The organism is Methanoculleus thermophilus (assembly GCF_001571405.1).
Classification (GTDB): domain Archaea; phylum Halobacteriota; class Methanomicrobia; order Methanomicrobiales; family Methanoculleaceae; genus Methanoculleus; species Methanoculleus thermophilus.
The window spans coordinates 40,070-53,547 of the sequence record NZ_BCNX01000006.1; the positions used below are offsets into that span (position 1 = coordinate 40,070).

The following is a 13,478-nucleotide window of genomic DNA, read 5'->3' on the forward strand; positions in this document are numbered from 1 at the left end:
AATTATATTTTTTCCCGGAGGCGCTTGAGTTCAGCGAGAGTGGCCTCGGGATTTCTTCTCACATAGTCTGCGATCTCGGGCTGGTGCAGGAGCGTGCATCGTGTGCACGCCCAGACGTTACCGCCGCTCAAACTCTCGACCCATTCCCCGAGTTCTTCGTCCCTGCAGGGGTAGCACGGACAGTAGCAGTAGTCGCACCGCTGGCCCGCAAAATGACAGGGATAGTAGGGACAGTCCTCTTTTTTCCACTCCACCCAGTGCTCCCCGCCGTAGCGGCTGTAGATGAAGAACGACGGCCCGCTCCGCCGGACCTTCCCCTGCTGCCGCGCGAGAGCCTCGGGAAGACCGTAGAGGACGGCCGCATGGACCCGCCGGCCGACCTCGGTCAGGGTCCCGGCATAGGTATGGGTGATTGCGGCATCGCGCTCGCAGGCGACGACGACCGCATCCGTCGTGGTCCCCGGGAAGTCATGGCCCAGGTTGTGGAGCGCCTGGGCCTTCGCCCCGGTCGCGGTGATGATCGATTCAAGGAGCGTCGCATCCCGCATCCCCTCCTGACTGTAGACGATGATATTGATGGTGTGGGGGGTTTTCGGGTCATCGTTCAGCGTCGGGTTCGTTATCCCGGCGGTGATGAAGACCGTGATGAAGTCGTACTGGAGCACACAGAGGTGGCGCATATCGACGGCGGTCAGGAGACCGAAGAAGTCATTAAAGATACCGTGCCGGGCGGCGAGGAGTTCGAGGTGACGCGACGGATCACCCTCGAAGTTGTGCGGCACAGTGTGGTTTACGATCGTCGTGACGTCGGCCAGCCCCCCGTTGACCCCGGTGCTCGCTGCCCGGAACCGGCCGCGGATAAAAAGAGTATTGTTCTCGAGAAAGTATCTCATGCGACGGTGTAGCGGACGCGGTCTTTTAATTCCTGCTGTTTGCCCGCGTTCCAGCCCGCAACGTCCTGGAGATATCCGGTGACTCTGCTGATCTGGACGACGTCGTGGCTCCCGCACTCCGGGCAGACGGCATGGCCGCAGAGCGGGCAGTAATCAATGCTCTCGACGATCGAGTGGTGGCAGTCACAGTGGTCGAGCGGGCACATGATCTCAAGTGCCGTCTCGCCGCAGTGGGGACATGGCGTCTCGTCCACGACGAAGTGGCATGTGTGGCACTTGTATCGCCGCTCCTTCTCCGGGATTTCTGCGAGGCTATGGTATTTTTCAACTAATTTGAGTTGCTCAGGGCTCCAGTCCATGAGATCAGTATCTGCAGGAGAATATATAGCCCTTTAGATGCGGGGCGGCCCGCATCCGCCTCAGGCCACTCATAGGGTTCGTCATCTCCCCAAAGGGATCAGAACGGAGAGCTCATCACCGGCGGATGCGGGAGAGACGCTCGGCTTCGGCCGCCGGGTCCTCTGCCGCGTAGATGCTCCTCCCCACGATGATCCCGTCGACCAGCCGGGCCACCGCGTCGGGGTCGCCGCCCTGGGCCCCCACGCCAGGGGAGTAGATTGTCTTTTTGCCGATGATCTCGCGGAGCCGGACGATCCGCTCGGGGCGGGTTGCGGGAGCGATGATCCCGTCGGCCCGGACGGCGACGGCAAGTTCCGCGATCCGCTCGGCCACCCCGCCGTGGAAGAACTCGGTCGCCCCGGGGTGACTCATCTCCGCGACGATATAGGCGGCCCCGCCGTGGCTGTGCGCCACCTCGACACAGGTCCGTGCCGCATCGGGCCCCACGAACCCGTGGGCGATCACGGCGTCGAACCCGGCCGAAAAGACCGCTTCGCAGATGAGGCGGTTGGTGTTCGGAATATCCGCGACCTTGAAGTCGGCGATGAGCGGGAGGCCGAGGTCGGCGAGATCCCGAACGATCGAGAGTCCGGTCGCGAGGACGAGGGGGTAGCCGACCTTGATCGCGTCGATATAGGGTGCACAGGACTTCGCGATCGCGCACGCCTCGGTTTTGTCGAGGACGTCGAGGGAGAGGATGAGTTCGGTCATCCTTCCAGCCTCTCGAGGGTTGCGGCCACGAGGAGCGGCAGGGTGATTGTCGCATCCCCATAAACCGTGACCGCGGTCGCCTCTCTGGTGAGTTTGCCCCAGGACCGTGCTTCATCGAGCGTTGCGCCCGAGAGGCCGCCGAGGTCCGGCCGGTCGCCGGTGAGCTGGACCGCGTAGTCAAATCCGCTCTCGGTCATCAGTTTGCTCTGCAGGATGTAGTTCTTCGGGACCCCGCCGCCGACGAGGATTGCGCCTGCCCGCTTGGCCTCAAAGCACCGGTCAAGCAGTCCCGGCATATCGGCGAACGCACTGACAGTGACCTTGTGCGTCTGGGAAAAGAGCCAGTACTGCAGCCCGATCATCGAGTCCTGGATCGCCGGGCAGTAGACCGGCACTCCGGCCTTTGCCGCCTCGGCAAGGATCCCGGTCTTGAGCCGGCTCCCGATCAGTCTAAGGAGGTCGGTGATGGAGATCGTTGAGCCCTCCGGGATGGAAGAGTAGGTCTCCTGCAGAAACTCCTCAAACCTGATGAATGCCTCGTTCGGGAGGAATATATCATAGATCCGGTTGACTCCCTCCTCGCAGAGCTCGGTGTCGGAGACGTCGGCGGTCCCGTGGTAGTGGTGGCAGCCGATCGCCTCGATGACGTCGTGGGTGAGGTTTGCTCCCGTCGAGACCAGGATATCGATATGCCCCCGTCTGATGAGGTCGGCGACGATCCCGCCCATCCCCCCGGGCACCATCGCGCCCGAGAGACCGAAGAACTTCAGTGCTTCGTCGTCGCGAAGCATCCGCTCGTAGATGTTGACCGCCTGCCACAGGGATCCCCCGTTGTAGGCTCCGGCTTTCCCGAGTTCGTTGACAAGTTCCCCGACTGTCATGCCGGGGCGGACCCGCGCCTGTTGTACTGCATCCCCATACTTGAAGGTCATGATACTGTTACACCAGTCTTATGAGATTGTTGGCGGTCATGCACGATAATAGATCGTCTTTCGGAGTCCGGTCCTGGTTCGCGGGGGGAGTTAAAAATAGATAGTTTACGGGAACCCGTGGCACCGGGTTTTCACCGCCAGACAGGGGATGACTGGTTGTTCGACACGGGATGATCCCATTCGTCCTACCGTGTCAGGGTCCGGTCTTCCCGGGCCCTCTAGAGCGGACTTTCGGGCCGGAAACGAAATGAGCATCCAGGGGGCTACTTTCGTCTTCGTTCCGTGCGTACTTGGCTACGAACCCGTACAGCCTGTTTCTGGATCCTGCCTGCCATGGGTGGCACCGTGATCGGCGGACAGGCCAGAGGACGTACATATTCGCCGCAAATAGTCGGCACGGGATCACCAGAGATTAGTTAATTCACAAACGTTATAAATCTTTTTTTGTAAAGTTTGTTTAGTTGACTAACCCCCTCTACCGGTCACCTGCACTCCTGGCCGGCCTGAAGATAGGCCTCCTCCCATGCGGGGATTCCACGCACCAGCGGCCGGGCAAGGTGCCGGCGTGCAGTGGGCGGGACCTCATACCACCCCGGCCGGAGGCTTCGCTCAAGGTGCTCGACCTCGGGCTCCCTGCTCCGGGCCCCACAGATGCGGCACTTGTAACCCTTCCCGGTACCTGCGCTCGTCATTCGTTTTTCACAGGCCGGACAGACCGGCGGGTGGATCCTGACCGCCTCGGCGAGACAGGCGATCCCGAGTTTCTCAAGGTTGATGCTTCCGCCCTTGTAACTCCCGGCCACGGCCACTACATCTCCGGGAACGAGCTGCCGCACAACGTTCCGGAACCCCTTGGTCGGCTCGTAGGCCATGCAGCGGACCTCGCCGCTACTATCGGCAAGGAGGAAGGAGACATGGCCGCCGGGACCGGTCGTCGGATTCCCGGCGACCGTCCCCCGTACCAGGTAGGACCGCCCCTCCCGGAGGGCCCCGATCACCTCCGGGATCAGGTGGGCGTCCGTCCCCTGGTTGGTGGCATAGACCTGCTCGCAGGCCGTCTCCTCCGACCGGATGAACGATCGGGCTTCCCTGACCCATGCCGGGCTCTCCCCGCGGATCCCGAAGAGGACCGGGTCGGGGGTGTGGGGCACGCCGACCACCACGGCATTCTCCCGGTCCACCGTGTCCCAGGTATGGGGGTACGTCCGCTCCTCGGCGTAGAAGAGGCTTTGGCGGTCGACCTTTCGGGGCGTCCCCCACGCCTCCCGTCTCCGATACGCGAGGAGTTCGTAGGTGAGATCGGAAAGATCGCTTGCAATCGCGGCCGTTGCACCGATGAGTCCGCGCCGGTTCTTGTAGCCTCGGTAACGGGCTCCGACCGACTCGAGGACCTCGATCGCCTCCTCAACGGTGCAGTAGTCCCGGAGCGCCGCGTAGTAGAAGTCCGGCGGCGGCCGGACGCGAGAGACCACCACCCCGGGATTGGTCCTTGGGTCGTCGAACTCCGCAAGCGCTTCAACGCAAGCGCAGGTGAGGGCGAAGGCCTCCTCCGGGTCACCATCGACCTCGATGGCGATCGCCGCGTTCCCGCGGGTCTTGTGGATGACGTTCGGATTTAACCGGATCAGCCGGGTGTTGCGGACGCGCATCCCTCTCTCTTTGAGCCGCCGCACGAGAACCGCCCCGATGTAGGTGGTGCACATTCCGGCGGGAGAATCCGTATCGTCGATCCCGATCCACATAACCCTACAATTTATATCATTCTCCGGCTATATCGATTCTTAAGGGTTATGTCGCAGGATCGCCTCCCTCAGATGGTCATCAGCATCATGCTCCTTGCGGGCTTCGACGTCTCGGAGCGATGCAACATTCGTCCACGGAGCTTTGACCTTATCGCGAAGAAAGGCGACACCCTCGTCATCATCAAAGTGGCCCCTCACATCGACAGCGTCACCGCCGATATCGCCTGGGATCTGGACGTGATCGCCACGCACCTCGGGGCGACCCCGCTCATCGTCGGGGAGCGGGCGCGTGATTCCGAACTTGAGCGGGGCGTCATCTACATCCGTTACGGCCTCTATGCCATCAGCCCCGCGACGCTCTACGACTACTTCACGGAAGGTATCGCCCCGATGGTCTATGCCTCCCCCGGCGGCCTCTACGTGAAGATCAATGGCGACCTCCTGCGCGAGGTGCGGGAGCGCTCCCAGATGTCGCTTGGAGACCTCGCCTCCCACCTCGGCGTCTCCCGTCGGACCATCAGCAAGTATGAGAGCGGTATGGGGACGACGCTCGATGTCGCAATACGGCTTGAGGAACTCTTCAGCGCCCCGCTCGTCGAGGCGATCGATCTTGTCGGTTACCGGTCCGCGGAACCCGAGAAACGACAGGAATCCCCGACCGGCGCCGTTCTTTCCGACCTTGAACGCATGGGCATGGAGATCCACGCGATGCGGCAGGCTCCTTTCCAGGCGCTGGCGATATTTGAACGGCACAAGATCCTGACGGCATACGGCACCTCGCAGAAAGTCGTCAAGCGCGCTTCTCTTATCGGGAATATCTCCCAGATCACGGAGACATTTGCGATGTGCGTCGTCACTGATTACAAAAAGCAGAAAAAAATCGGCAGAACTCTCCTTATCGGGGAAGAGCATCTCCGCACCCTCGAAGACGGCTCAGAACTCATAGATATGATTGGTATGCAATAAAATATATATAGAACTACAAACCTACCTTTCTATCGCTTAACAACGGTGATACCTATGTCAAGTCTTGGAGGACAACCAATCCTTATTCTGAAAGAGGGTAGCCAGCGTACCCGCGGCCGTGACGCACAGTCCGGCAACATCGCTGCCGCAAAGGCTGTTGCAAGCGCTGTACGGACGACTCTCGGTCCCAAGGGTATGGACAAGATGCTCGTCGACACCATCGGTGATGTCGTCATCACAAACGACGGTGTGACCATCTTAAAGGAGATGGATATCGAGCACCCCGCCGCGAAGATGATGGTCGAGATCGCCAAGACCCAGGACGACGAGGTCGGCGATGGGACCACGTCTGCCGTGGTGATCGCTGGTGAGCTCCTGAAGCGGGCCGAGGACCTCCTTGACCAGGACGTGCACCCCACGGTCATCGCTCACGGTTACCGGATCGCAGCCGACAAGGCGCAGGATATCCTTAACGAGATCGCCATCGACATCAAGCCCGACGATATTGAGATGCTCAAGAAGCTCGCCGAGACCGCCATGACCGGCAAGGGCGCCGAGGCTGCAAAGGAGAAGCTCACCGAGCTCGTCGTCAAGGCGGTCACGATGGTCGCCGACGCCGACGGCACTGTTGACACCGAGTATGTGAAGGTCGAGAAGAGGGTCGGCGGGTCCATCGAGGACTCCGAGATCGTCGAGGGCATGATCATCGACAAGGAGCGTGTCCACCCCGCGATGCCCCGCATCGTCAAGGACGCAAAGATCCTGCTCCTGAACGCCGCCGTCGAGTTCAAGAAGACCGAGGTCGACGCCGAGATCAGCATCACGAGCCCCGACCAGCTCCAGATGTTCCTCGACGAAGAGGAGCGCATGATCCGGGGTATCGTCGACAAGATCGTTGCCTCCGGTGCAAACGTCCTCTTCTGCCAGAAGGGCATCGACGACATCGCCCAGCACTACCTCGCCAAGGCTGGCATCCTCGCCGTCCGGCGCGTCAAGAAGAGCGACATGGAGAAGCTCGCCCGTGCCACCGGTGCGGCAATCGTCAGCTCCATCGACGCCATCGCCCCCGAGGAACTCGGTAAGGCCGGCACCGTCGAGGAGAAGAAGGTATCCGGCGAAGAGATGATCTTCGTCACCGAGTGCGAGAACCCGAAGGCCGTCTCGATCATCATCCGCGGCGGCACCGAGCACGTCGTCGACGAGCTTGACCGTGCCATTGAGGATGCCCTCCGGGTCGTCAGTGTTGCCGTTGAAGACAAGAAGTTCGTCGCCGGCGGCGGTGCACCCGAGATCGAGCTCTCGCTGCGGCTCCGCGAGTACGCCGCGACCGTCGGCGGCCGTGCCCAGCTCGCCATCGAGGCATTTGCAAACGCGCTCGAGATCATCCCGAGGACGCTTGCCGAGAACGCGGGTCTCGACCCGATCGACATGCTTGTCGCACTCCGCGCATCCCACGAGAAGGGCGGCGCGAACGCGAAGTACATGGGACTTGACGTCTTCAACGCCGCCTCTGGCGACATGCTCAAGGCCGGCGTCGTCGAACCCCTGCGGGTGAAGACTCAGGCAGTCTCGAGCGCTGCCGAGGCCGCCATTATGATCCTCCGGATCGACGACGTCATCGCCGCATCCAAGTCCTCTGCACCCGCTCCGGGAGCGGAGGATATGGGTGACATGGGTGGCATGGGCGGCATGCCCCCGATGTAACCTACCCTACCATCCCGCACGATATCGCCCCGGCCGGGATCCGGCCCCGGGGTCCTCTCTTTTTTGCCCGGTTTGTTCATTCTTTCTCGACGCCATTCCGCCTGATATCCTAGTATCTCACCTAAGAGAGATTCTATGGCGAAATAAGTCCATAAAAAATGCCCATTTGTAGAAAAAATCGGTTATGCTAAATACCTGAAGGTGTACTTCTCTGTTCTGACAATTCTGGTTCAGGCGATCGGACAATGAGGAGCGGAGGGAGGATCTGATGGCGAGAGAGGGGGTGAAGTGGCCAGCACTCCCGCTCAGCGTCTATCTGCTGCTCGCCATCCTTCTCGTGACGGCTCCCGTCGTCTGCCTGATCTCGGTCGTCGATTATGTGGGGACCGCCCGGGAACTTGAAGAGAACGCGGACGAGTTCCAGGATCAGGCCGAGACCGGTATCGTCCTCTCGATGGCCCTGGTGGATACGGGGTTAAAACTCTTCGATAACACCCTTGACCGCCGGCTGGAGGAAGGGTTCGGCCCGGTCCTTGCGGAGTACGAGCGGGCCAAAAGAGATCCCGGGGCGATGGATCTCTCCCGGGTCAGGGAGGAACTCGGCGGGGAGATGGATATCTACATCATCAACGCATCAGGCGTCATCGAGGAGACCACCTACCCGCCTGATCTCGGTCTGGATTTCCGGGGGATCCCGTACTTCTACGACCGGTTAACGGAGATCCGGCTCGGCGACGCCTTCGTGGCGGACCGGGTCGTCGCGGAGATCTCCACCGGAAAACTCCGCAAGTACGCCTACATGCCCTCCCCCGACCACCGCTACGTCTTCGAGCTCGGGCTTGCGGAGCCCGGGTTCCGGGAGGACCGCACGGCGCTACGGTACGGGGATGCGGTCCGGGAATTGGTGAACCTGGACCCGGCGATCCGGGAGATCCGGATCTTCGACTGCCTGGGCACCCTGATCTCCGGCGAGGCGCGTCCCGACGACGACCGCCGGCTGGAGATGGTCCGGCAGGCCTACCGGGAGAAGACGACGCTTGAGGTGGAGAACGCTACCGCAGGCAAACTCGTCCGGTACATCTTCGTCGATATGGGGGACGGCAGTTACCCCTCGGATATGAGCCTGGTCATCGAGTTGACCTATAGCACGAAGGTCGCGGAAGCGAAACTTGCCGGGATGCTCGGCCAGCACATGAACGTCCTCCTTATCGCGATCCTCTGCATCGGCTCCCTCTCGTTTCTCGCCGCGCGCTCCCTGACGCGGCCGATACGCACCCTCGTCGAGGACGTCGATGCCGTCGCCCGCGGCGACCTGGACCGCCCGATCCGTGTCGGCGGGGATGAGGAGTTCGTCCAGCTCGGCGAGAGCATATCGTCGATGGTCGGGTCCCTCAAAGAGACGATGCAGAGGCTCCGGGAATCGGAGAAGGAGATCATCCGGCACAGCCATACCCTTGAAGAGCAGGTCCGGGAACGGACGGCCGCCCTTGAGGAGTCGAACCGGATGACAACCCTCTTTCTCGACATCATGGGGCATGATATCAGCAACGCAAACAATGCGGCAAACCTCTACGCGGAACTGCTTCTTGCCGACCTTGACGGGGAGCCTGAGGCCGAGTACCTTCGGAAGGCGAAGATCGGGCTTGCAAAGAGCATTGAGATCGTCCGGAACGTCAACACCATCCAGCATATCCAGGGATGCGTCCAGCCGCTTCTCGCGATCGACCTTGACGGGGCCATCCGGCGCGAGATCGAGCACTCCCCCGATTCCCGGATCACCTACGCCGGCACCACGGCCACGGTCCTCGCCGACAACCTTCTCCCGGAGGTCTTTGCGAACCTCATCGGGAACGCGAAGAAGTTCGGCGGACCGGCGGTCGAGATCACCGTCCGGGTCGAGGATCGCGGGGATGAGGTGGAGGTCTCGATCGAGGATACCGGCCCCGGTATCCCCGATGCGGTAAAGCCGCACCTCTTCGAGCGGCTGACCCGGGGCCCTCACCGGGCGGCGGGGACGGGGCTCGGGCTCTACATCTGCCGGGTGCTCGTCGAACGCTACGGCGGGAGGATCCGGGCGGACGACCGCATACCGGGCTCTCCGGAATGCGGCGCGGCCATCCGGTTCACGCTCCGAAAGGCTGGATCCGGAGGCAGCCCATGACGGCGGCGGCAGGCAGCGGCAGGAGACTCCGCCGCTTTGGCACACACCTCATGCTCGTCATGATCCTGATCACGCTCCCGGTGATCGGGCTGATCTCGTTCCTGGACTACCAGGAGGTCGAGCAGAGGCTGATTGCCGAGGAGACCCTGCTCCGGGAACAGACGGAGAAGAGCGTCGTTGAGATGATAACCCTTGTGGACGCGGGCCTGAACCTCTTCGATGAGACGCTCGATCACCGGATGGAGGAGGGGTTCGGCCCGGTCCTTGCGGAGTATGAGCGGGCCAAAAGAGATCCCGGGAAGATGGATCTCTCCCGGGTCAGGAAGGAACTCGGCGGGGAGATGGATATCTACATCATCAACGCATCAGGCGTCATCGAGGAGACCACCTACCCGCCTGATCTCGGTCTGGATTTCCGGGGGATCCCGTACTTCTACGACCGGTTAACGGAGATCCGGCTCGGCGACGCCTTCGTGGCGGACCGGGTCGTCGCGGAGCCGGCAAGCGGAGTGTTGCGCAAATACGCCTACATGCCCTCTCCCGACCACCGCTACGTCCTGGAACTCGGGCTCGTCTGCAGTGCGGCTGAGGTTGACCGGTTCGACCCGAAGTACCAGACCCTCAAGGAGGACCTGATGCGGCTGAACCCGGCGCTCGAAGGGATCCGGATCTATGACGGTTACGGGAGGGTCGTCAACATGACCGAGTCGGAGAGCCCGGCCGATCCTGCCGCTATCAACCCCGTAGCCCGGGCGGTCTTTGAGGAGAAGCAGGACCGGACGCTGACCGACGCGGCTGCCGGGCGGTTCACCCGCTACATCCTCGTCGACCTCTCCGCCCCCGACACCCCTTCGGACACGAGCCGTGTCGTCGAGCTGACCTACAGCACCGCCCCTCTCGATGCCCGGCTCTCCGGCATCCGGTTCAGCCACATCATCCTCGCGGTCTTTGCGAGTCTTGCCGCCTGCTGTATCGCGGTCCCGGTCTCACGGCAGGTCACCCGCCCGATACGAAAGATCGTCGAGGACGTCGAGATCATCGCCCGCGGTGACCTCGACCACCGGATCCGGGTATCCCCCGAGACCGAGCTGACCCGCCTCTCGGAGAGCATCGGGACCATGGTCGACTCCCTCAAAGAGAACATCGAGCGCCTCCGCGCCTCGGAGGCGACGTCACGGCAGTACGGCACCCATCTTGAGGACCTGGTCCGGGAACGGACGGCCGCGCTGGAGGCGTCCAACCAGACGGCAACGCTCTACCTCGACATCATGGTCCACGACATCAACAACGCAAACACCATCGCCATAGGATACACCCAGGTCCTGGTCGAGATGCTCGAGGGAGAGCGGCGGGAGACGGCGCGAAGGATGCTCTCCCGGCTCGAGCGGAGTGCCGAGATTATCACCCGCGTCGCGGCCCTCCGGAGGGCCCGGGAGACCCGGGCGGCACCGGTCCGGGTGGACCTCGACCGGGTGATCCGGGCGGAGGCGGCCGATCACCCTGCGGCCCGGATCCGGTACGAGGGCCGGCCGGTCACCGTCCTCGCGGACGACCTCCTCTCGGAGGTCTTCGCGAACCTCATCGGGAACGCCGTGAAGTTCGGCGGACCGGATGTCGAGATCACCATCCGGGTCGAGGAGCACGGCGAGGAGGTCGTGGTCTCGGTCGAGGATACCGGGCCGGGCATCCCCGACAAGAGCGGGGTTTTCCGCCGGTTCGGGAAGGGAAAGGGGTCGCTTGCCGGCGCGGGGCTCGGGCTCTACATCTGCCGGATGCTCATTGAGCGCTACGGCGGAAGCATCCGCGTGGATGACCGGGTCGAAGGCCGGCCGGAGGAGGGGGTTGCCATCCACTTCTCGCTTCCAAAGGCCCCGGAGGAGTAGCGGTCGCCCGCTGCCCTTCTCTCTCCTTCTTTCTCCAACCCTCCCCCGGATCCCGGCTTTGCGAAGGTTTAGGTGGGAGGAGATCCACTAAGAGCCGTTGAGATGCACCTCCCGTTCCCCGGGGTGAAGACGATCCGGGGCAGGCGGCCCGGCCGAGCGGCAGAGACGGTTCGGCCGGCCGCGCGCCCCGTCCTCCTGGACCACCGTGACCAATGACGAGCGACCGCATGCCTCTTCCGCAAGAGTGGCCCTTTGCGTATACCCTCATCGTAGCCATCCTCCTCATCGTCATCTCGACCATCGGCCTCCTCTCGGTCTATGACTACCTGCAGGCGGAAGAGCGGATGACCTCCGACCTCAACACCCTGCAGAGCGTCACCGAGAAGAGCATCCGGGAGTCGATCGTGGATGTAGACACCGGCCTGAAGCTCTTCGACGATTCCCTCAACCTGCGGCTCCAGAGAGGGTTTTCGCTCTTTCTTGAGGAGTATGAACGGTCAGGCTGGGATCCGGGCGAGATGGATCTTGCTGCGCTCAAAACAGAACTCGGCGGGGATATGGATCTTTACGTCATCAACGAGACCGGTGTGATCGTATACACGACCTACTCTCCCGACCTCGGCCTTGACTTTAAGGAGATCCCGGACTTCTACGACGAGATCACCCGGATGCGCCTTGGGGATGCGTTCTCTCCCGACCGGGTGGTGCACGATCCCGAGACCGGGCAGATCCGGAAGTACGCCTATATGCCCACCCCGGACCACCGCTACCTGCTCGAGATCGGGCTCATCCCTGATGCGCTCGTGGAGGAGCGCAACCAGCTGCGGTCGCAGGAGAGCACGCAGGAGTTCGTCACGTTAAACCCCTACCTCGACTCGATCGCCGTCTACGATATCTTTGCAAACCCCGTCAACGAGTCCGACAAGCCGCCCGACCCGGCGACCCGGGCGCTCCTCACCGAGACGATCATCCCCGGTCGGACCGATTACGAGGTGCGGGAGGACGGAAAACAGGTCCGGTACCTCTTCATCGACCTCAAAGACCCGGATTATCCCTCCGACCCGAGCGTCGTCGTCGAACTGACTTACAACACGGCGCTCATCCAGAGCCAGCTCGACCGGATGCTCTACTACCGTGCCGCTGTTGGACTCCTCGCGATCGTCCTCTCGAGCGCGGTCATCTTCCTTGTAGCCCGCCGCCTCACGCGCCCGATTGAGGAGATCATCGACGACGTCGACGTGATTGCCCGAGGGGATCTCGACCATACGATCCGGGTCGCGGCAAGCCGCGAGGTGATGCGGCTTGAGCGGAGCATCAACACGATGGTCGCGAGCCTCAAAGCCGCCATAAGCCGGCTCCGGGAGTCGGAGGAGACGATCCGCGAGTACAGCGAGCACCTGGAAGAGCAGGTCGAGGCGCGCACGGCCGAACTGCAGGAGTCGACCGGGAGGGCGAACCTCTACCTGGACATCATGACGCACGATATCAAGAACGCCACCAACACCGCGAGCCTGTATGCGGACCTCCTGATGGAGGAACTTGAGGGGGAGCCGCGGAGTTACACCGAGAAGGTGCAGAAAAGCCTCGGAAAGAGCGTCGAGATCATCCGGAACGTCAACACCATCCGCCAGATCCAGGAAGAGGCCACTGTCCTTCGGCCGGTCGCGCTCGATCCCGTCATCCGGGCGGAGATCGAGCATTACCCGGACGTGCCGATAGCCTACGCCGGCACCACGGCGAGTGTCCTTGCCGACGACCTCCTGCCGGAGGTCTTCACGAACCTCATCGGGAACGCGGAGAAGTTCAGCGATCCTGGAGGGCGGATCACCGTCCGGGTCGAGGAGCACGGGGACGAGGTCGAGGTCTCGGTCGAGGACAACGGTCCGGGGATCCCCGACGAGCAGAAACCGCACCTCTTTGCCCGCTTCAGCGGCGGTGACGGCGCAAAGAGCGGCCGGGGCCTCGGGCTCTACATCTGCCGGATGCTCATCGAGCGTTACGGCGGGAGGATCCGGGCGGATGACCGGGTCAGCGGCCGGCCGGAGGAGGGGGCCGCCATCCGGTTCACCCTCAAAAGGGCTGCCTGA

General features: G+C 62.6%; 10 protein-coding genes. 5 read left to right on the plus strand and 5 right to left on the minus strand.

Translation table 11 applies throughout. The features are described from left to right. Nucleotides 1-2: 2 nt before the first annotated feature. The 5 genes from MCUTH_RS03455 to MCUTH_RS03475 all read right to left on the minus strand — a co-directional run bounded on the left by MCUTH_RS03455 (nt 3) and on the right by MCUTH_RS03475 (nt 4,677). Nucleotides 3-893 carry an adenosylcobinamide amidohydrolase gene (locus MCUTH_RS03455; protein ID WP_066955602.1) on the minus strand — a complete coding sequence of 297 codons (891 nt, stop codon included), beginning with the start codon at nt 891-893 and terminating at the stop codon, nt 3-5. Further along, nucleotides 890-1,252, minus strand: a complete 363-nt coding sequence (gene nrdD, locus MCUTH_RS03460) for an anaerobic ribonucleoside-triphosphate reductase (RefSeq protein WP_066955605.1) — start codon at nt 1,250-1,252, stop codon at nt 890-892. Before nrdD ends, MCUTH_RS03455 begins: the two co-directional genes overlap by 4 nt. Nucleotides 1,253-1,367: 115 nt before the next feature. Next, complete coding sequence (pyrF, locus tag MCUTH_RS03465) at nt 1,368-2,003, minus strand: orotidine-5'-phosphate decarboxylase (protein WP_066955608.1); 636 nt, start codon at nt 2,001-2,003, stop codon at nt 1,368-1,370. After that, nucleotides 2,000-2,935, minus strand: coding sequence for a deoxyhypusine synthase (locus MCUTH_RS03470; RefSeq protein ID WP_066955612.1), 936 nt, complete (start codon nt 2,933-2,935; stop codon nt 2,000-2,002). Before MCUTH_RS03470 ends, pyrF begins: the two co-directional genes overlap by 4 nt. 482 nt (nt 2,936-3,417) lie before the next feature. Then, nucleotides 3,418-4,677, minus strand: coding sequence for a tRNA(Ile)(2)-agmatinylcytidine synthase (locus MCUTH_RS03475; RefSeq protein ID WP_066955614.1), 1,260 nt, complete (start codon nt 4,675-4,677; stop codon nt 3,418-3,420). A gap of 48 nt (nt 4,678-4,725) precedes the next feature. On the opposite strand from MCUTH_RS03475, the gene MCUTH_RS03480 reads away from it, so the two are divergent. From MCUTH_RS03480 to MCUTH_RS03500, 5 genes are all read left to right on the plus strand, one after another. Then, nucleotides 4,726-5,643 (plus strand): transcriptional regulator, encoded by a 918-nt coding sequence (locus tag MCUTH_RS03480; protein ID WP_066955617.1) that lies wholly within the window; start codon nt 4,726-4,728, stop codon nt 5,641-5,643. A 54-nt stretch (nt 5,644-5,697) separates the two neighbouring features. Continuing rightward, nucleotides 5,698-7,347 carry a thermosome subunit alpha gene (gene thsA, locus MCUTH_RS03485; protein WP_066955620.1) on the plus strand — a complete coding sequence of 550 codons (1,650 nt, stop codon included), beginning with the start codon at nt 5,698-5,700 and terminating at the stop codon, nt 7,345-7,347. Nucleotides 7,348-7,615: 268 nt separating this feature from the next. Next, the gene (locus MCUTH_RS03490; protein ID WP_066955623.1) at nt 7,616-9,508 is read left to right on the plus strand and encodes a sensor histidine kinase; all 1,893 of its coding nucleotides are present in this window, start codon (nt 7,616-7,618) and stop codon (nt 9,506-9,508) included. Beyond that, on the plus strand, nt 9,505-11,391 hold the full coding sequence (locus MCUTH_RS03495) for a sensor histidine kinase (protein ID WP_066955627.1): 1,887 nt from the start codon (nt 9,505-9,507) through the stop codon (nt 11,389-11,391). Before MCUTH_RS03490 ends, MCUTH_RS03495 begins: the two co-directional genes overlap by 4 nt. 227 nt (nt 11,392-11,618) lie before the next feature. Then, complete coding sequence (locus MCUTH_RS03500) at nt 11,619-13,478, plus strand: sensor histidine kinase (protein WP_236707431.1); 1,860 nt, start codon at nt 11,619-11,621, stop codon at nt 13,476-13,478.